Origin of the sequence: Xiashengella succiniciproducens, from assembly GCF_023674465.1 — a bacterium.
Lineage (GTDB): Bacteria > Bacteroidota > Bacteroidia > Bacteroidales > Marinilabiliaceae > Geofilum > Geofilum succiniciproducens.
This window is the reverse complement of the sequence record NZ_CP098400.1, coordinates 1,506,363-1,527,305: the sequence shown is the minus strand read 5'-3', so window position 1 is coordinate 1,527,305 and position 20,943 is coordinate 1,506,363. Positions and strand designations below refer to the sequence as shown.

The 20,943-nt window shown below is 41.4% G+C and carries 14 protein-coding genes and 2 pseudogenes; 9 read left to right on the top strand and 7 right to left on the bottom strand.

Annotated features, from left to right (window positions below):
• Positions 1-256 precede the first annotated feature (256 nt).
• Positions 257-2,320, top strand: a complete 2,064-nt coding sequence (locus tag M9189_RS06440) for a M3 family metallopeptidase (RefSeq protein ID WP_250725509.1) — start codon at positions 257-259, stop codon at positions 2,318-2,320.
• Here the strand turns inward: M9189_RS06440 and M9189_RS06435 are convergent.
• Complete coding sequence (locus M9189_RS06435) at positions 2,298-2,750, bottom strand: NanQ anomerase/TabA/YiaL family protein (RefSeq protein ID WP_250725507.1); 453 nt, start codon at positions 2,748-2,750, stop codon at positions 2,298-2,300. The genes M9189_RS06440 and M9189_RS06435 overlap by 23 nt on opposite strands.
• Positions 2,751-2,966: 216 nt before the next feature.
• Between M9189_RS06435 and M9189_RS06430 the strand changes: the two genes are divergently transcribed.
• The gene (locus M9189_RS06430; RefSeq protein ID WP_250725505.1) at positions 2,967-5,210 is read left to right on the top strand and encodes a nitric-oxide reductase large subunit; all 2,244 of its coding nucleotides are present in this window, start codon (positions 2,967-2,969) and stop codon (positions 5,208-5,210) included.
• An 81-nt stretch (positions 5,211-5,291) separates the two neighbouring features.
• Positions 5,292-6,836, top strand: a complete 1,545-nt coding sequence (locus M9189_RS06425) for a PepSY-associated TM helix domain-containing protein (protein WP_250725503.1) — start codon at positions 5,292-5,294, stop codon at positions 6,834-6,836.
• Between the two features lie 105 nt (positions 6,837-6,941).
• Here M9189_RS06425 and M9189_RS06420 read toward each other — a convergent pair whose 3' ends face one another.
• Complete coding sequence (locus M9189_RS06420; protein ID WP_250725501.1) at positions 6,942-7,568, bottom strand: hypothetical protein; 627 nt, start codon at positions 7,566-7,568, stop codon at positions 6,942-6,944.
• A 218-nt stretch (positions 7,569-7,786) separates the two neighbouring features.
• Between M9189_RS06420 and M9189_RS06415 the strand changes: the two genes are divergently transcribed.
• A complete protein-coding gene (locus tag M9189_RS06415) occupies positions 7,787-9,634 on the top strand; it encodes a right-handed parallel beta-helix repeat-containing protein (protein ID WP_250725500.1) in 1,848 nt (615 codons plus the stop codon).
• A gap of 152 nt (positions 9,635-9,786) precedes the next feature.
• Here M9189_RS06415 and M9189_RS06410 read toward each other — a convergent pair whose 3' ends face one another.
• The gene (locus M9189_RS06410; protein WP_250725498.1) at positions 9,787-10,650 is read right to left on the bottom strand and encodes a mechanosensitive ion channel family protein; all 864 of its coding nucleotides are present in this window, start codon (positions 10,648-10,650) and stop codon (positions 9,787-9,789) included.
• A 332-nt stretch (positions 10,651-10,982) separates the two neighbouring features.
• Between M9189_RS06410 and M9189_RS06405 the strand changes: the two genes are divergently transcribed.
• Together M9189_RS06405 and M9189_RS06400 are read left to right on the top strand one after the other, a co-directional pair.
• Positions 10,983-11,378 carry a bacteriohemerythrin gene (locus M9189_RS06405; RefSeq protein ID WP_250725496.1) on the top strand — a complete coding sequence of 132 codons (396 nt, stop codon included), beginning with the start codon at positions 10,983-10,985 and terminating at the stop codon, positions 11,376-11,378.
• Positions 11,379-11,535: 157 nt separating this feature from the next.
• Positions 11,536-13,056, top strand: a pseudogene (locus tag M9189_RS06400) (IS1182 family transposase); the annotation flags it as partial.
• A gap of 187 nt (positions 13,057-13,243) precedes the next feature.
• On the opposite strand, the gene M9189_RS06395 reads toward M9189_RS06400, so the two are convergent.
• Positions 13,244-13,675, bottom strand: a complete 432-nt coding sequence (locus tag M9189_RS06395; RefSeq protein ID WP_250725494.1) for a C-GCAxxG-C-C family protein — start codon at positions 13,673-13,675, stop codon at positions 13,244-13,246.
• A gap of 186 nt (positions 13,676-13,861) precedes the next feature.
• On the opposite strand from M9189_RS06395, the gene M9189_RS06390 reads away from it, so the two are divergent.
• Both M9189_RS06390 and M9189_RS06385 read left to right on the top strand, forming a co-directional pair.
• Entirely contained in the window at positions 13,862-15,754 is a 1,893-nt protein-coding gene (locus M9189_RS06390; RefSeq protein WP_250725492.1) for a sialate O-acetylesterase, read from the top strand.
• A gap of 57 nt (positions 15,755-15,811) precedes the next feature.
• Positions 15,812-18,343, top strand: coding sequence for a glycoside hydrolase family 9 protein (locus tag M9189_RS06385; protein ID WP_250725490.1), 2,532 nt, complete (start codon positions 15,812-15,814; stop codon positions 18,341-18,343).
• A 250-nt stretch (positions 18,344-18,593) separates the two neighbouring features.
• Here M9189_RS06385 and M9189_RS06380 read toward each other — a convergent pair whose 3' ends face one another.
• The 3 genes from M9189_RS06380 to M9189_RS06370 all read right to left on the bottom strand — a co-directional run bounded on the left by M9189_RS06380 (position 18,594) and on the right by M9189_RS06370 (position 20,293).
• A complete protein-coding gene (locus tag M9189_RS06380) occupies positions 18,594-19,070 on the bottom strand; it encodes a DUF4405 domain-containing protein (protein WP_250725489.1) in 477 nt (158 codons plus the stop codon).
• 12 nt (positions 19,071-19,082) lie between these two features.
• Complete coding sequence (locus M9189_RS06375) at positions 19,083-19,673, bottom strand: NAD(P)H-dependent oxidoreductase (protein ID WP_250725487.1); 591 nt, start codon at positions 19,671-19,673, stop codon at positions 19,083-19,085.
• Positions 19,674-19,750: 77 nt separating this feature from the next.
• On the bottom strand, positions 19,751-20,293 hold the full coding sequence (locus M9189_RS06370; protein WP_250725484.1) for a Crp/Fnr family transcriptional regulator: 543 nt from the start codon (positions 20,291-20,293) through the stop codon (positions 19,751-19,753).
• Between the two features lie 241 nt (positions 20,294-20,534).
• Between M9189_RS06370 and M9189_RS06365 the strand changes: the two are divergent.
• Positions 20,535-20,912, top strand: a pseudogene (locus M9189_RS06365) (DDE-type integrase/transposase/recombinase); the annotation flags it as partial.
• Between the last annotated feature and the right edge of the window lie 31 nt (positions 20,913-20,943).

The window sequence follows — 20,943 nt, the reverse complement described above, 5'->3', positions numbered from 1 at the left end:
TAACAATAGATAATAATAACGATAATTCTTAAGTATTAATTGTACCATCCTCACCAAACATGACAAAAATCAGCTTATACTAATATCAAGTAACTTTGACTTACGGTGATGAATGCGTAAAATTGCATAGTTTTTTACTAACAATTACTTAAACGATACCATACGTATGTTGATTAGAAATTTCTTAAAACCAAAACGTATTATTCTTGGTTTTGGTTGCATTGCATTATTAACCTGTTGTAAAAACAATAGCAAGATGTCAGACTACAATCCTTTGCTTGAGGACTTTAACACGCCGTATCAGACCGTTCCTTTCGACAAGATAAAAGCAGAGCATTACGTTCCAGCCTTTAAGGTTGCAATGGAACATGGACGAGAAGATATCAAAGCAATCATCAGCAATACTGAAGAACCCAGTTTTGCAAATACAATAGAAGCTCTCGAGAATAGCGGTAAACTTCTAACCCGTATTAGTTCTGTATTCTTCAATCTCAATGAGGCTGAAACAAGTGAGGATATACAGAAAGTTGCCCGCGAAGTATCTCCCCTTCTTTCTGAGTATAGCAATGATATCTGGCTTAACGAGGAACTGTTTGCCAGAGTAAAAGCCGTATACGACAAGAAGGATGAGCTTAACCTGAATACTGAAGAAAGTATGCTCCTCAATCAGGTATACAAAACCTTTGTACGTGGGGGAGCTCTTCTTGGAGAAGCTGAAAAACAAAGGTATAGGGAGATCACTGCAGAACTGTCACAGCTTTCTCTGCAATTCGCAGAAAACCTACTGGCAGAAACCAACAGTTTTAAACTTCTTATTACTGATACTGCTGATCTTGCTGGTCTTCCTGAGTCTGAAATTGAAAACGCCAAGCACCTGGCTGAAAGCGAAGGGCAGGAAGGCTGGATGTTTACTTTACATGCCCCTAGTATGGGTCCCTTCCTGAAGTATGCAGATAACAGAGACCTACGTGAAAAGCTTCAAAGGGCATCTTTATCAAGAGCCAACAATAACAACGAATACGACAACAAGGCCATCATGGTGAAGATTGCCAATCTTCGTCTTGAAAAGGCCAATCTGCTCGGCTATGCTTCTCATGCAGATTATGCACTTGAAGAAAGAATGGCTCAAAATGCTGCTAATGTATACGACCTGCTCAATCAGCTGTACGAGAAGTCATATCCGCATGCAAAGAATGACGTGATTGAAGTAAGTAATTTTGCAAAAAAGTCAGGACTTAACGATGAACTGCAACGTTGGGACTTTTCATACTATTCCGAAAAGCTCCGTCGTTCGCTTTTCGACCTTGATGACGAGATGATCAGACCTTACTTCCAACTAGAAAATGTAAAGCAAGGCGTCTTTGGTCTGGCCAATAAGTTATATGGCCTTACATTTAAGGAAAATAAGGAAATACCTGTTTATCATCCTGATGTACAAGCCTATGAGGTTTACGATAAGGACGGTACTATACTTGCTATTTTCTATACCGACTTCCACCCACGCAAATCAAAACAAGGTGGAGCCTGGATGACCTCTTTCAGGGAACAACATAAGGTAAATGGAGAAAGAGTTATACCGCATATCTCTATAGTATGCAACTTTACCCAACCATCGCCTTCACGTCCTTCACTGCTTACTTTCTATGAAGTAACAACCTTCCTACATGAATTTGGTCACGCATTGCATGGCATGCTTAGCGATGTTACTTACGAAAGTCTTGCAGGAACAAGTGTTTACCGGGATTTCGTTGAACTTCCATCTCAGATCATGGAAAACTGGGCTCTTGAGAGAGAATGGCTTGAAATGTGTGCAACTCACTATCAAACCGGTGAGACAATACCTGCTGAACTGATTGAGAAGATTATTAATTCTGATAACTTCCAAAGCGGTTACGCATCTGTTCGCCAACTTGGTTTTGGATTCAACGATTTGGGATGGCATACTGTAACCACACCAATTACAGAAGATCCTATTGAATTTGAAAAGAAGGCTATGGCTAAAACAGAGCTCTTCCCAGAAGTTGAAGGAAGCTGTGTAAGTACTGCTTTCAGCCATATCTTTGACGGAGGCTATGCTGCCGGTTACTATAGTTACAAATGGGCTGAAGTTCTCGATGCTGATGCCTTCTCGGTATTCAAAGAAAACGGAATCTTTGACAGTGCTACTGCCGAAAGATTCCGCGAATGTATCTTATCAAAGGGAGGTACTGAGCACCCAATGGATCTTTATGTCAGATTCAGAGGTGAAAAGCCTTCAGTTGACGCACTGCTAAAAAGAAGCGGACTGCTGGATACTCCTAAGCCAGTTCAAGCTTTATAACAAGCTTTTTAACGGGTTCCGGCTGACCGGAACTCACCATTGTCTTGTGAATCTCACCAGGAAAGAATATCACAAAACCTCCAGCAGGAATGTGGTATTCTTTCCCTTCTCCTTCATAAACGGTCAGGTCTTTTTCTTCATTATAGGCCTCCTTGACCTTTACCTCTTCAGGATCTGCAAAGAACACTCTTTCCTTTCCCTCAAGCACATAATGAATATCCAGGTACCTCTCATGAGCTTCCCAGATATTCTCATCAAATCCCTTAGTTTCGCCTGAAATCCCGCTACAATACAGGTGATCTCCAACGATCTCACGCTTTCCCGTAAAGAAATCATCATCCTCCATCGACTCAATAAAATCAAAAGCTTGTTCCAATGATGGATGAAGCATGAAATAACGTGATGCATTCTCTAGTTTGTCTATTATCATAATCTTAATGTTTATATGTTAATCATTAGTTCATTACTCCTACCTGTTTTCTGCAATATCCAGATTATTTGACATTTGCTGCCTGACTTGCTATCTTCACTATCAGAGAGCTAATATAGAATAAATAAAAATTTCAACAATTGTGGATATGCGCATCTTTTTATATATTTTCTTTTCTATTTTTGTTTGAAAGCCTTTAACTAAATCAAACAACACATGAAAACAAGAAGACTATGGATCGGATTCATTGCGGTAATCACAATCTCGTTTGCCGTATTGCTTTATTATGGTAGGGAAATCTATCGTGAAGCTCCACCTGTTCCCGAAAAGGTAGTAACTGTTACAGGAGAAGTGCTATTTTCAGGACAGGAAATTAAAGATGGCCAGAATGTATGGCAGTCGCTCGGAGGCCAACAGGTTGGAACAATCTGGGGCCATGGAGCTTACCAGGCTCCAGACTGGACAGCTGACTGGCTTCACAGAGAAGCTGTTTATATGCTGGATGCACTATCTATTGCCAGTCATGGGAAAGCTTATGATGAACTGGAGGGTGATCAGCAAGCAGCCTTACAGGTACTTCTCCAAAAGGATCTAAGAACCAATACCTATGACAGGGAAACCGGGGTTCTTACTGTTTCGTCCCTTAGAGCTGAGGCTATAGCCTATAACTCACGATACTATGCCGGACTCTTTACTGACAATCCTTCAATGGATCACCTTAGAGAGGCTTATGCAATTCCGGCAAACTCACTAAAGGATCCGGAGAGGGTGCATCAGCTCAATGCCTTCTTTTTCTGGGCCTCATGGGCTTGTGTCGCTCAAAGACCAGGACAGGAAATCAGCTATACTAACAACTGGCCGCCTGAAAAACTGGTAGCAAACACTCCTACAGGTTCAATGATATTATGGACCGGGTTCAGTGTTATCCTGTTGCTTGCAGGCATTGGCTTAATGGTGTGGTACTATGCCTCCACAAAGGAAGAGGAACCGATAGTAGCACCTCCGGCTTCACCGGTTGCAAACTTAGCACAAACTCCTTCACAAAGAGCTACGCTGAAATACTTCATAATAGTAACCTTCCTGATATTAGTCCAGGTAGTCATGGGAGTAGTGACGGCTCACTACGGAGTAGAAGGTCTTGGATTTTATGGAATACCGCTTGCCGACTGGCTCCCCTACTCCGTTTCCCGCACATGGCACGTACAGCTGGCAATATTCTGGATAGCAACATCGTGGCTGGCAACTGGCTTATACTATGCACCGACTATAGTTGGTAAGGAGCCTAAGTTTCAGAAACTAGGTGTAGACCTCTTATTCTATGCCTTGTTAGTAATAGTACTTGGATCGCTTGCAGGCCAGTGGATGGGCATCATGCAGAAACTGGGACTTGTTGAGAATTTCTGGTTTGGTCACCAGGGCTATGAATATGTTGATCTTGGCAGATTCTGGCAGTGGTTTCTGTTTGCCGGACTATTTATATGGCTATTCCTGATGGGTAGAGCCATTATTCCAGCAATTAAGCAAAAAGCCGGCAATCACCATCTTCTAATAATGTTCCTGATTGCCTGTGTCGCCATTGCTCTGTTCTATGGTGCAGGTCTTATGTGGGGAAGGCAGACCAATCTTGCTATTGCCGAGTATTGGAGATGGTGGGTGGTTCACCTTTGGGTAGAAGGTTTCTTCGAGGTCTTTGCAGTAGCTGTGATGTCATTCCTCTTTGTCAGACTGAAACTGCTACGTGCACAAATGGCAACTGCTGCAGTACTCTTCACTACTATTATCTTTCTGTCGGGTGGTATACTAGGTACCTTCCACCACCTTTATTTCACAGGAACACCTACTGCCATCATGGCCATTGGTGCAACATTCAGTGCACTTGAGGTAGTACCTCTGGTCCTTGTCGGTTATGAGGCCTATGATCATATGAAACTATCAAGGAGCAGTGACTGGATTAGTTCTTACAAGTGGCCAATATATTGCTTTATTGCAGTAGCATTCTGGAACCTGGTCGGTGCAGGTATTTTCGGCTTTCTTATTAATCCTCCTATTGCCCTCTATTATATGCAGGGACTAAATACTACACCTGTTCACGGTCACGCTGCCCTCTTTGGAGTATATGGTATACTGGGTATCGGACTTATGCTTTTCGTACTGCGTGATATGAACACGGATCTGAAATGGAAGGACACCTGGATCAAATATGCTTTCTGGCTGATCAATATCGGATTGTTGGCAATGGTAACTCTTAGCCTGCTTCCGATTGGTCTTGCACAAACAGTTGCAAGCGTACAGGAAGGACTTTGGTACGCCCGCTCAGCTGAATTTATGCAACAGGATTATATTACTGTATTCAAATGGCTTAGGGTAATCGGAGATACTCTTTTTGCAATAGGTACTCTTGCACTGGTGTGGTTCGTCATTGGACTTAGAACCGGTTGGAGTATAGAAAAACGTAACTAATATCTATCTTCACTAAATCTACCTATGGAAGGTCTGAAACAGCCGTTTCAGACCTTCTTATTGAAAATATGTCCTCACAATATGAATAAGAACTGGAAACCTTATAAGAAGCTACACAGATGGCCTGGGTTAATATTGTCATTTTTTCTGCTTTACTTCGGCATCACAGGGATATTTCTAAATCACAGAGAAGCCTTTTCCCACATTGATATCAAAAGGAAAGATCTTCCTGGCAGTTACAGATACAACAACTGGAACAATGCCTCCGTCAAGGGCAGCATCCGACTGCCTGATGACTCATTGCTTGTCTATGGGGCTATCGGAATATGGAAATGCGACGGAGAATTTGGTAGTTTCAGACCTTTCAATGCAGGAATCCCAATGGGATCCGACAACAGAAGGGTCTTTGATCTTCATCAGAACCATCTGGGACATATCTATGCAGCAACCCAGTTTGGTCTTTTTGCATGGGATTCCAATTCAGGTTTCTGGCAAAGGATGCCTACAGTGGAAGGAAGCACCCGCTTTGTCGGTATTGAGAGTATTGGAGATACTGTCTATATACTTAGCCGCTCCTTCCTGTACAGGGGAATATCTGCTGGTCCGGCTACCCAACTGGAGCGTATTGAGCTAAAGGCTCCTGATGATTATCGTAATACGGTAAGTCTGATGAAGACTTTATGGCAGACTCATTCAGGTGAGATACTCGGACTGCCTGGACAACTCTTTGCAGATCTCCTTGGACTTGTCACAATATTTCTGTCACTAACAGGCATTATCTGGTTCTTCTTTCCAGATTGGATAAAGCGACGCAAACTGGCAGGGAAACCAAGAAGGAAACTTATTGGTGTTGCTTCCTGGTCACTTAGATGGCACAACAAAATAGGTGAGCTGACCTTTGTCTTTCTTGCTATTATGTATCTGACGGGTATTTTCCTTCGTCCTCCCTTCCTTATAGCAATTGCAAATGTTGAAGTACCTCCTGTCAAATATTCAAACCTCGATCAGCCTAACCCCTGGTACGACAAACTACGTGATCTGCTATATGACAATGACAAAGATCAAATGCTTGTCTCAACCCTCGATGGTATGTTCACTTTGAACAGAGATGATTTCAGTCTTGAACCCTTCGAAAACCAGCCCCCGGTAAGTGTAATGGGAATTACAGTATTTGAACCATTCGAAAATGGGGCATATCTGATCGGATCCTTTAGTGGCTTATTTACATGGAATCCATCCAATCCGGTTATTATCAACTATGTCACTGGTGAAGAACACTATGAGAAAGGTGGAAGGCCTACAGGCGACTTTAAAGTCGCCGGCTTAATAACAGATCCCAGCGGCCTACGTTACATGATGGACTATGACAAAGGGGCTACTCCCCTTTGGCATGACAACGACTTCCCTCCCATGCCCGAAATATTAACCGATAATGAAGGGCTGTCGTTGTGGAATGTAGCGCTTGAGATACATACAGGGCGCTTTTTCTCTGCAATTCTGGGTGATTTTTACATTCTGATAGTTCCACTTGCAGGACTTGCCGGAGTTGTTGTTGTCATTAGCGGTTACATACTATATCGCAGAAAATTTAAAAGAAAGGGAGTGATAAGTACTGATGTTGAGTAAAAATAGCCGGTAAAACTCTATACATGACCCATAGCCTCTACCTAGGTTCGTTTGTAATTCTTTATTTGGTATGGTTCGGTGGCACAACTTCGTCCGATTTATGTACTAGTCAACTTTATTACGGCTGTATGCAAGACAAACTAATAGCATAATAGATAGAAGCACAAGCGCACATAAGGTTCCTATTGCTGCTATTTTTGCAAAAACGATATAGTTTGTATTCAATGCATATTGAAACTGCATCTTGGTAAACACCCATCGCTCATCGATATTGAGCATAACTCCAGAAACCTGCAGCGGAAAAGTCATGCCCCAAATATCGATTTTTACAGTGCCCGGGAAAACAACATAAGCTATATTCTGGCCGATAGTATCTACACAAAGCCGATTTAAGTCAAAACGAACATCGCCCCAATATTTCCAGTCGCCCCAAAGTAAATTAGAAGCGCCCTGTTTCCCTCTGAAAATCTCGTTTGGACTGGTGCCAAGAATAAAGATTGAACTAGAGTCCATTGTGTTATTTATACAATCATCGATTTTAGACACATCGCGCAATTGATAGACTTGCTGCAGTTTGCTAATTGTTGCTGAGATCGACTGAATCTCAACTGAGGATGCTTGACTAAAAGGATAGTTTACCGCGCCAGGTTTGTCCATCTTTAGCATGAAAAAGATGAAAAGCCCGGCAAAAAGCAGAAAAAACGCTTTGATGATATTCGTAATAAGTCTCATATGAAATAATATTTTTATGGGTAAGACAACTTCACCCCAATAAATGTTACAAAAGGGTGATGTAAATTCATAATCTTCTTGCCGAAAGCCTTCATGTAAATATTCAAGGGCTACAATCCTGAAATATTCATATTTTTTTGCTATTATTGGAAGATCTTAAACCTTCCCGCCAATTTGGAATCAATTTTCAATCATATAAACCAAAAACAGCTTATAACATGAAGTTTTTCACAGGAATCAAAGCAACCATCCCAGCCCTTTGTATTATTGGACTGGCAGCATGTGCACAGGTTCAGCAGGAAGAATCGGAGCCAATAGTATATGGTCCGATTGATCAGGTTTATGAACTACCCCAGACTGCCGGAACGATTTATTATGTTGCACCTGACGGTGACCCAACAGCCGACGGTTTAAGCCTTGACAAACCTACAAGTATTGAGGCTGCCATCGAGCGCGTAGTAACGGGTGATGCAATTGTAATGCGAGGTGGAGAATACCGCACTGGCAACCTTGAATTCAACCAGGGTATTACAATTCAGCCTTACAATGATGAGAAACCCGTTATTAAAGGCTGTCTGATTGCTGACAACTGGCAACAAGACGCAGACGGACTATGGTTTACTGAGTGGGAATATCTTTTTCCCGGTGTACCCGAAAGCTGGTGGGTAAGGCAATGGAATGAAAAAAACACTCCCCTGCACAGGTTTAACAATGATGCTGTCTTTATTGACGGACAGCTGCTGCAATCAGCAGGCAGCAAGGAAGAACTCAATGAGGAAACCTTCCTTGTAGACTATGATAACAAGAAGATTTATCTGGCTGCTGATCCTTCAGGAAAGACTGTTGAGATTACTGCTTTCAGAAAGGCTATCCACAGGGTAGTGACTGACGTTCATGGTAAGTCATCTGACGGACGAGGACCTGTTATCAAAGGTCTTCTGGTAACAATGTATCCTGACACCATGGTTCATATTGACGGTTACTATCCACAGGGAGTATCTGCCGAAGAGGAACATGGCAAGGACGTTATTGGAACAGTGTTTGAAAACTGTACATTCAGCAAGAGTTTGCGTATTTGTGTGTTCGCTATTGGCGACAGCATGGTAATGCGTAATTGCAAGATTGAAGACTCAAATACTGAAGGTCTTTATATAGTAGCTTCTTCAGATGTTCTTCTTGAAAGAAACATCTTCGGAAGAAACAACATAGAAAAGTGGACAGGTTTCTACCCATCTGCAGTTAAGATTTTCAACCAGACTCACAGGGTAGTATGCCGCGAAAACCTTATTACTGACAACCCATTCTCAAATGGTCTGTGGTATGATGTAGGTAACAAGGATGGTATCTTTATTAACAACAGAGTTGAAAATGTTGGTCGCACCAAGATTGAAGATCCGGCAGACAGAATCTGGGGAGGCATGGCAGGTTTCTTCTTTGAAATATCAGAACACGTTACTGTTGTTGGCAACACTTTTGTAAACAACGACATGGGTGTCTGGATTCTTAACAGTAGAAGTGCAGAGGTGTACAACAATACCTTTATCAATAGTACTGCAGCATTTTCACGTAACAGCCGTGGCGATGGAAATGACCACTTCGGATGGCACATTGATACCGCTCCAGGTGTTGATGAACGTGAAAACCATGTATTTGTAAACAATCTGATGATTCATAACGCAGAACTTGAAAAACCCATGGTTAATGTTTCTCAGCCTGCAAATATGTGTGAGCGTCTGCCCAATCCGGCTATGAAGGTGTCTGACAATAATGTATATGTAACTTTACCTGAAACTGGTGAGACTACCCTTATTTCGTGGAGTCCTTTTGCCAATGAGGAATGCAACCTAAAGGTAACAGACCTGGCAGATTTCCAGGCCGCTTTCACTCAGTTTGAAGCAAACAGTGGCTTCTATGCAAACTATCAGGGTGTGGCTCCTACAACCGATAGCGATAAGGTAGTCGCCGAATTTGAAGGCCATAAGTTTGCTGCTCCTATTCCAGAGCATATCCAAAAGATTGCAGGCTGGAACCTGAAGGAAGGTGAAACCTTTATCGGGGCAAAATAATACAGTTTGAAATAAAAGATGAGAGGTTGCCACAATAGTGACAACCTCTTTTTTATGCCTTAATTTGAATTGCTTTAGGTTGATATCAGAACTCTTTTACATCAGTTGCAATGTCAGTTTCACCAACAGTATCACACCGAAAAAGACTCTGATTACTTTGAGAATGAAGCGGCCTCGCCAAGTAAGCCATTTATAAGCTCGACTATCCGTGATCTTAGTTCAAATCTGGAGTCAAAATCCAGCTCCACCTCTACCACAAGCAACAACTTGTTGTCCTTAACGTCCAGGTAAGTCTTCAGATACTCTTTACTCTTGGCAAGCTTTAGTATATCCTGCTGAAATTTTTGGGTCAACTCACTAAAATTAGCCGGCACATATGCTAAAGGAAACTCAATCGTATCCAGTATTGTGCTCTTACCCAAAACGTCAATGCTCTTCTCCAGAAAGAAGCGATTAGGTATCTGTGTAAAGTCCTCTCCCCTTTTCTCTGACATATCTATTCTCACATAGAAGGTGCCAATATGCAGAACCCGACCCTCACGTCCGTCAATCTTAATATAATCGCCTATCCTGAACGGCCTTTTGCGAAGCAAAATCAGCCAGCCAAATACAGAAAGGAGGATTTCCCTGATTGCAAAGGCAAGACCGGTTGCAAGCAAACCGATTACCAGAGTGATATTACCCAATGATACACCCAATTGAGATAAGATATATAATACGCCAATCGTGTACAGACTCCAGCTGTATATTTTCGAAAAGAATATACGCTCTTCAGGTTCGTGAAAGAACTTCTGAAAACTCCTTTTTGTAAGTTTCAGGAAAACACTAATTAGCAACCATACCCCCAGCAGTTGTATCATAAAGTTTAGGGCACTGTTAACCCTTACGGGAAGGTCCAGCAAGCCATCCCACACCAAATACTTAACGATTAACAGGACAATTAAAAAGGATACTGTAATTATATATGCATAAGGAACACGTCCAAGAGAAGCTCTGCCAGTTCGTTGTTTAATCATATACTACCCATTAGCTAATCAAAGGTATATAAAAAAAAGAAAGGGCCGCCAAATAAATCTGACATGCCCTTTCCTAACCTTAACCCTAACCCAATTGCAAATATAAGTACTTGTTTATCCATTACCAATATCTCAAATGCAAAAAAACATAAAATCACATATCTTAATGTTTATATTAAATTACACCCTGGTAATTTATTGAGGGATTCGTGTACCTGATTTCTCTTTTTTGACGAATTAATAGTTTTGCTATATAAACGCATTTGGTAAAAGGCCCACTAATTCTATATTTGCAATTGCCAGACAAAATACCAACTAAAAAACCTAAATCTATGACAATCGAATGGAACGAGAAATTCTCGGTTAGCAACACTGCAATTGATGCTGAACATAAATCATTATTTGACGCCCTCAACAGCTTTTACCAGGGAGTACAGAGCGGGGCATCAAATGAAAGCCTTGCAGCCCTGCTTACTAAGCTTGCCGACTATGCTGCCACTCACTTCAGATCAGAGGAAATATTTATGAAAAAGATTGGTTTCCCCGAACTCGACAGACACAAGCAGGAGCACCAGGCCTTCGCAGAAAAGATTGGGGGCTTTTTAGAAAGTTACAATTCAGGTAAAGCCCCTGCTTCCTTTGAGGTAACACATTTTATTATGGACTGGATCGTCAATCATATCAAAAGAGAAGATATGAAGTACGCCAAGTTTTCGCAAGGCCGTTAATCAAATTGATAGTCTGTCCCTGAATCCTAGCCTGAAAATGTATATAGTGGGGCTGTCTAAAAAGATTAGGCAGTCTCTTTTTTTGTTTGATTTTTTTCTCGAAAAAGTTGGTTATATAATTGATATATAGTATATTAATACTATAAATCAATCCATAATGAAAAAAGTTGTTTTCAAAGAGCTTCCAAACAATCAAGCTCAGTTATTCCCTGAAAACCTCTTGGATCGCATACCAGCAGACCATCCAGTTCGTCTGGTTGATAAGGTTGTAGATCAACTGGATATCACATCTATACTAAATAAATACAAAGGTGGTGGTGCTAGCAGTTTTCATCCAAGAATGATGGTTAAAATACTGTTCTACAGTTATTTAAACAACATATTTTCGTGCAGAAAGATTGAAAAGGCTTTACAAGAGAATATTCATTTTATCTGGTTATCAAAGGGCTGTGTTCCAGACTTTAGAACAATCAATTATTTTAGGAGTACCCGTTTGCAGGGAGAAATTAAGACCATCTTTGCAGAAGTAGTTAGATTACTGCATGGTATGGGGTTTGTGAGTCTTCAGGTACAGTATGTTGATGGAACAAAAATAGAAGCTACCTCAAACAGGTACACCTTTGTATGGCGAGGCACAGTTGAGAAAAACAAAGCAAAACTGGAAGAAAGGATAAGGAGTATTCTTAAAGATATTGATAGTCAAATTAAAGAGGACTCAAAAACTCTCAACAAAGAAGATTTGCCCCAATCAATAGACTCAGATTTATTAAAAAGCAAAATAGCTGAGCTTAACACCAGGCTTAAGGATACAAATAAGTCCACATCTAAGCAACTAAAGCAATTACAGGAGGAACATCTGCCACGGTTGGAGAAATACGAGAAGCAACTTGACACTCTGGGGGATCGCAACAGTTTTAGCAAGACAGACGAGGATGCTACTTTCATGCGAATGAAAGAAGATCATATGAAGAATGGGCAGCTGAAACCAGCTTATAATCCTCAGATTAGTACAGAGAACCAGATTATTACCCATTACAGTATCCATCAAACCCCAGGTGATACAAGAACATTAAAGTGTCATCTGGAGGGATTTAAAAACCAATATGGAAGTCATAGCTCTACGGTCGTTGCAGACGCCGGCTACGGAAGCGAGGAGAATTATGAATACCTGGAAGCAAATAATATAGAGTACTTTGTCAAGTACAACTACTTCCACAAAGAACAGAAAAGAGCATTTAAAAAGAATGCATTTCTAAGCCAAAACCTATATTACAACGAACATGAAGATTATTATGTATGCCCGATGGGACAGCATATGACCAATAAAGGTGAAAGAAAAGTGACTTCTGAGAATGGGTATGTATCAAAGGTGACACGTTATCAAGCGCAAAACTGTACTGGATGCCCGTTGCGCGGACTTTGTTTTCAAGCTACCGGTAATCGAATAATAGAGATCAATCACAGGTTAAGGATCCTAAAAAAGAAGGCCAGGGAACAGCTATTAAGTGAACAGGGCCTATATCACAGAAGTAGACGCCCAATAGAACCGGAAGCAGTGTTTGGACAAATAAAACACAACAACAAGTTCACCAGATTTACACTGAAAGGCCTTAAGAAAGTTGAAATCGAGTTTGGCCTGATAGCTATTGCTCATAACTTAAGAAAAATCATAGGCAAAGGTGCGTGTGTTTCAAAAACAGTACTCCAAAATGCAATTTTCTTCTTGTTTGAACCCCTATATGCAAAAATCCAAAAAGGAATATGGAATTTTCGTAAACATGTTCATCTAAAAATCGAAATCTATTCTTATCAACTTGCTTAAATTGAAAAAGAGGTTGCCCTTAATTGGACAACCTCGTTTCCTTTTAAAGAGTATCCTCGAGCAAGTTACATGCACTCTCAATGTAACGCGGACAGGTCTTTCTGAACAAACCATTTTCACGTGCCTCAGCAAGGCCATCAGGTGTATTTACGTCGACGCAAAGAAGCTTTCTGCATAGGATTGAACCATTTTCCTTTTCAAACTGCTCTATCAGTGTCCTGCTCTTTTCAATAAAAGCATCCTTATCCTCAAGCTTATCAAAGCCATGCTTAAGTCCTAGCACCATCAGGGCAGCTGTTACAGCACCACATACCTCTCCACGATATGACATGCCTGCACCAAAACCTGATGCCATACGAAGCGCATCAGCCTCATTCTTAAAATACTCCTTGCCATAGGTACTCAATACTGATTGTGCACAGTTAAAGCCACTTGCAAAGGTTTCCTTAGCTTGTTCAGATCTTTTGATTTCCATAATATTACATTGATTTGTTTAGCAGAGTCCAATAGCAAAATAGCATACTTTCTCAATTATTCACAAGCCGTATAATAGGTAAAATACGCCTGAATGTTCAAATATCATCGTATAGTCCGTGATTTTTCGGCAACTATTCATTATAATTGACCAAAGTAAACAGTGCTCTATTAAATCTATTACATTATGAAATTACATACTGGCAAGTCTGTAAAACTGCTAACCCTTACTCTTCTGACCCTTTTGTTGCCCTTGAGCTCTAGTACGCTTGAGGCAAAAGTAAAACTACCTCCCCTTATCAGTGATAAGATGGTACTGCAAAGGGATACAGAGTTGAAAATATGGGGATGGGCTAATCCCGGTGAAAAAGTAACCGTTCGCTTTCGTGGCAACTATTACGATACTGCTGCCGGAGAAGACGGGAAATGGATAGTTACCCTCCCACCTCAAAAGCCGGGTGGCCCCTTTATCCTTGAAGTCAATGAGATAATACTAAGAGACGTGCTTGTTGGAGATGTATGGCTCTGCTCAGGACAGTCAAATCAGGAAACACCTATCGTGCGACTTACTGATTTGTTTCCTGAGATCAATGTCTCAAATAATAATATGATACGTCATTATAAGGTTCCCACCCAGGATTCACCCGAACAGTTGCAGGACAACATCGCCGGCAATGCAGTGTGGTATTCCGGTGTGGCTTCTGAGGTAATGAACTGGACTGCACTCGCATATTTTTATGCTCAAATAGCTTATGAACATACCGGCATACCGGTAGGTATGCTGGTTTCCAGCCTCGGTGGATCTGCTATTGAAAGCTGGGTGGGTCAGGAGCATTTGAAGGAATTTCCACGTCTAATCCTTGACAAGGAAGCCCTCGAAGGACTTAAGTATGCGCAAAGTGACAAAGGAAGTGGCAAGTGGAATGCCTATGACTTTGACGATACAGACTGGGCCACCACAACAGTTCCCGGTATGTGGAGAGACAGGGGAATAGATGCCAGAGGCGTAGTATGGTACAGGAAGGACTTTGAGCTTCCCCAATCAATGGATGGAAAACATGCTAAGCTTTATGTCGGAACACTTGTAAATAATGACTCCGTATTTGTAAACGGCCATTTCGTTGGTTTTACAAGCTATGAGTACCCTCCACGCAGGTACACCATACCTGCGGGAATCCTGAAAGCAGGCAAGAATGTCATAGCTGTGAAACTGACTGCAGACTTTGGCAACGGTGGCTTTATTCCTGATAAACCATACAAGGTTGTAGGAGATGATATAACGGTAGACTTAGAAGGCACATGGAAATACAAAATTGGAAAGGATAACAGAGACGCTGCTGAGTTTGAAGCAAGACTCACCAACAGGAAAACTGTAGGATCTGGTTTATATAATGGAATGATCTATCCTTTGAGAGATTACAAGGTTGTTGGTGCTATTTGGTATCAGGGTGAGTCCAATACAGGCAATGCACACGAATACTATCCGCTTGTAAAGGCATTGGTAGAAAACTGGAGAGAGCTGTGGAACAAGCCTGATATGCCCTTCCTGTTTGTCCAGCTACCTAATTTTATGGAGAAGCGAGATCAGCCATCTGATAGTGGCTGGGCCCGTATACGTGAGGCGCAACTTAAGGCAGCAAGTAACATTGACAATACAGCTCTCGCCGTAACCTATGATCTGGGAGAATGGAATGATATTCACCCGCTAAATAAGAAGGATATGGCACAACGACTATTCCTTGGAGCCAGAAAACTAGTTTATAAAGAAAAAGTGGTTGCTTCAGGACCTGTGTTCACTGATATGAAAATTGAGGGCAATAAGATTATTCTGAGCTTTACTAATACAGGAAGTGGTCTTACAAGCAATGGGCAGCCTTTGAAGCATTTTGCAATAGCCGGAGAAGATAAAAAGTTCGTCTGGGCTGATGCTGTAATTAAGGGAAATAAAGTAATTGTAAGCCATAAGGATGTACCCAACCCGGTAGCTGTACGCTACGCCTGGGCTGACAATCCGGATGATGCAAATTTGAAGAACAAGGAAGGTTTACTTGCATCACCTTTCAGAACTGATGAATGGTGATTAAACCCAAAGGCCTTAACCGAGTCTAAACTTGAAACTATTCATATCCCATAAACTATGAGAAAGACGATCAAACTATTTATTCTTGGACTCTTCCTGGGGACGGGAGCAGGGTATGCAGGCAGCGGTGATCTGGTGCTGAATGACCTTGAGTATTTTGAGAAGCGTGGTGTCAACCTGCTCGTTTACAATAACCTGTTTACCGGAGGTTTTAATGATGAAAAGAATGCCGGAATCGAAATAATCCACCACGGGGTAAGAACCTCTCAGGGTGGAGCTGTCAGACTTGCAGCCACTCCGGAACAGTGGGACCTTGTACCAAAGATTACTAGTCGCAAGGTTAACAAGGAAGACAATACTATCGAAACAACCCTGGTATACGAAGACTATGACTTCGAAAGCAGAATTGTTGTAAGAAGCATAGGCGAGGTTGCAGAGATTGCTGTTTACCTTGACAAACCGCTACCAGAAGCACTGGTTGGTAAGGCTGGTTTTAACCTTGAATTCTTGCCTTCTCAATACTGGAACAAGGTATATTATGTTGACGACAGGGTAAACCGTTTCCCGAGATATGCTACCGGTTATACTACCACTATGCCTCTTTCGGAGAAACTTAAACAGTTTAAGGGATATAATACATCTGATGACAGAGGTACCGGACAATTTATAGTACCTCTTCCACTTGAGAATGGGCACTCTTTCCTGCTTGCTCCAGATGATCCGGAGCGTATGATAAGAATCACATCAGATGATGCTACAATTTCCCTATATGATGGTAGGAGTTTGGCTCAAAACGGATGGTATGTCCTCAGAAGCCTTCTACCTGCCGGTGTCACCGGCAAGGTAGTAACCTGGAAGGTTGAAGTAAACTCAATCAACAACTGGATTAGAAAGCCGAATATTGGTTATTCTCAGGTTGGTTATACAACTAAAAGGGACAAAGTATCAGTTATCGAACTTGACAAGAATGACGTTGTACTGGACAAAGCTTCTATCTACAAGGTAGAAACTGACGGTAGCCACAAAGAAGTATATACTGGTGCTGTAAAATCATGGGGTGATTACTTCAAGTATCATTATGCTAAGTTTGATTTCTCCCCCGTAAAAGAGCCGGGAGTTTATTATATCAAGTATGGTGAACATACTACAGGCAACTTTATCATTTCTGACAATGTATATGACAGGATCACAGATGCAACAAGTGATATCTGGATTCCTATCCACATGAACCATATGATTGTTCGTGAAGCCTACAGAGTATGGCACGGTGAGCCCTTCAAGGAAGGCTATCGTCAGGCTCCACCTAACACAGACCACTTCGACCTTCACTGGCAAGGTCCAACAACTGACACAAAGTACAAACCACTTGAGCTGATTCCTGGCCTTAATGTTGGAGGATTCTTTGATGCTGGTGACTTTGATATCGAGACCAGTTCGAATGTTAGTGTTGTTCAAAACCTGGTTAGCATTTGGGAAACATTTAAGCCCATGCGTGACCAAACCTATGTAAATCAGCAACAAAGATATGTAGAGCTGCACAGACCAGACGGAGTACCCGATATTCTTCAGTATATCGAACATGGTGTTCTCAATCTTGTAGCTCAGGCTGAAAACATTGGTCACATGTCACAGGCCCTGTCAAATTCTGTACTTTACAACTATCACCACCTAGGAGATGCAGCTTCACTGACTGACGGACTACCATACAATCCTGAACTTGGACCATATGAAGTAGCACCTGATGGCAAGTCAAGTGGAAAGGCTGATGACCTTTGGGCATTCACTAGCCGCGACCCGGCATTGGATCTAAATGCAGCTTCTATGTTTGCTGCCGCATCAAGGGTACTCAAGGGTTATAATGATGACCTGGCAGAAAGAGCTTTAACACAGTCAAAAAGACTTCTCAAAGAGGCTACCGAACTGATGGAAAAGCAAGCCCAAAGCGGAAACAGACGAGGTGGTTTTGGTGATATCGCTACCTATCTGGAGCTTTATGTGTCAACCGGGGACAAACAATACAGAAAAACATTCGAGGATAGGCTCTGGATGATGCTTGACAGGAATGTAAGCTTCGGACTACTCACTGCACTCAATGCAGTTCCCCATATGGATGCCTCTTTCAAGAAAAAACTGCGTCCTTATGTTGAGAAGTACAAGGACTACATCCTTGACCTTGAGAAGAACAATCCTTACGGAGTACCGATCGGTCTGGGTAACTGGGCAGGTGGTGGTATGACGGTGAACTTCGGTACATCTATCTGCTATGCTGCGCTGTACTATCCGGACATTATCGATGTCTCTCACGCATACAAGGTATCTGACTTTATCTTTGGTAATCACCCCTACCACAACTATTCTTTAGCTGCAGTAGTAGGTGCTGCCAGACCCAAAGAAGTGTTCTACGGAAATAACAGGGCCGACTTCTCCTTTATCCCTGGAAATATGGCGCCCGGTGTGCTGTTTAGAAGACCCGACCACTTCGAAAACTATGATGACTGGCCATTCCTTTGGGGACAAAACGAAGGTACTATCGCAGGAAACACTGGCTTCCTGACCTTCGGTTACGCTCTGAAGAATGTTGCGAAATAATCAAGTCAACAAATAACAGACGAGGCTGCCCCACCAGGCAGCCTCTCTTTATATACTTAGTAGGAATACTCGGCCAGCTTTTCAACCAGCATAAGCATTCGATAAACCACGTTTGATCTTCAAATAAGCTAGTATTCACCATTGAGAGTTTCTCCTGATCATTCGAGAACTTTGATTGACTTAGGAAACGATATTCTTTATAAAGAGGGGGTCAACATGCTCCGGATTATCCACTTGCCAAAAAAATCAATTATTCTATTATCAAATCGAATAGTTTTTTGGGGCTTACTTTATTGTTAATCCAGATTTCTTCCATCGATGCCCCTTCTATAAAAGAAATTCCGTTTTCTTCCAGCCTTTTGACAACTACAATAGAATCAACCTGCAATACTTTTAAAACATCCTCAATTGGAGCATTAGTTATTCTTTCAATAAGGATAGTGTCAAATTTTGGACTCTTTTGTTGCTGAATGACTAATAAAATTGAAATAACAGCAACAACTATTGTCGATAGAATAAAAACACGCTTTTTGAAATGAATTTTCAAGGCTTTCCAGTTGAGAATGACATGTAATACTGAAAACACGACAAAGATAACACCCAGAATTTCATGTACAACCTCTGTATATCCATCAAATATATGAAAAAACATTAGTAAACCTGAGAGGGCAACAGCAAGGAAAATTATTGTTATTAATGGGGTGATAAAACTTCTGCTCAACTTCATAATACATCTTTTTTAATTGAATGACGAAAATCGTGTTTCAATGATTCTAAGCCAATTTTTCCTTTTTTCTTGACTTACAGATTTAACAGAAGTAAAACTAATCCATTTCAGTCGCTTATATCCCATAGTCTTAAAAACGCTTCGTAACATCACTTTTCTAATCAAATTACCTATTAGTAAGGAATACATTATTTTGGGCTTGTTCATTGTAGTGATAATTGTTACACTTCTCATATTTTTTAGAAGTGGCACTAAGCCGAAGCCTCGGGGATGATGGTCATATACCACGCCTGGAAATAGTACACGGTCAATAAAACCTTTGGTAGTTGCAGGCATAATATCCCACCAAATAGGGAAAATAAAAATTAAGTGGTCAGCCTTTTTTAAACGCTCGTTGTAATCAATTACCTGTGGGTCGATGGGTTGATGTGCAACGAAAGCTTGTAAGTCGTCTTGTGTCATTACGGGATTAAATCTGTCATTGTCAAGGTGCATAAGGTCCACTTCGTGACCAGCCTTTTGAAGACCTTTTGTTACTGCGTTTAGGATTGCGTTGCAATAACTTCCCTCGTAAGGATGATTGAATACTATTACGGTTCTCATTATTTACTGTTTATATTTAGTGCAAAGTTGAGAAGTCGTAAAGGGATTGAACGATAACAATTGTAAAGAAATGAGTTTTATTGTCTGTTTCGTATTCTGCTTAGTGAAACAGGTGTAATGCCTAAATAGGAAGCAATATAATGTTGCGGAACTCGCTGAATAATAAGAGGGTGTTGTTTTATTAACTCTTCGTATCGTTTTTTTGGTTTGTTTTTTAGAAATGAATATAAAAGTTGTTGAGATTGAAAAAGCCGTCTGAATAAGTGGTCTTCTAATTTCTTTCTTAATTCAGGGGAACTCTCCAAAACAATCTGAAAATCCTTTTGTGATAAAGTTTTTAAAATACAAGGTTCTAAACTTTCGATACTGTATAAACTCGGTTGATTTGTCCTAAAACTCTCAATTGAAGAAACCCCGTCTCCTTCGAAGAAAAATTGAGTTGTAATTTCTTTACCGTCATTATTTATCCAAGTCCGCAAACAACCTTTCTCAATAAAGAACATTGTTTTTGAGATTTGTCCTTCATGTAGAAGGATAGTCTTGGCTGGAATTTCCTGCTCTTTAAAGAAATGGTTGAATTCTTTCAATTCATTCAATATTATAGTCGTCAATTTCTTCATCGCACGGTTCTGTCGGGTAACTCAGGCGGAATAAACCCCCGTCAATATATGAAAATTCAGGTTAAAATCCTGCACAACTTTCTCTTGCGAATATAAACATCCCAAGAGGGGTCGAAAGGATTGACTCCTCCGGCAATGAGCTTATGGCGTCTGATTTTGAAAAGGGCGAACATTCTGAGCAAAATAGTTTTTTATCTCTTTGAGCTTACTTTTCACCGATTTGATGCTGTCTTTGGACGGGCGCATCTACAAAAAGATGGGCATGCCCCTGCGGCGCAAGACGAAGAAGCGTTTGCCGGCAAGGGTGAAAGAGCCCCTGGGCGTACCCGGGAAATTCACCCACACCTGGAGCATCGATTTTGTTGGCGATGTGCTGAGCAACGGGGTGAAGCTCCGGTCTTTCAACGTGATAGACGACTACAACCGCGAGGTCCTGTTCATCGAGACGGACTATTCGCTAAAAAGCAGCAGGGTCATCTGGGTGCTGAAGCACTTGGTAAACAGGTACTGGAAACCGGAGAACATACGCATGGACAACGGTCCAGAGTTTATAGTCAAAATAGCGCAAAACTGGAGCAAGATAAACGGGGAAACCCACTCAAAACGGTTGTCGGGATAAGAAAGATTTGTCTACTTTTGAACTGTCCGAT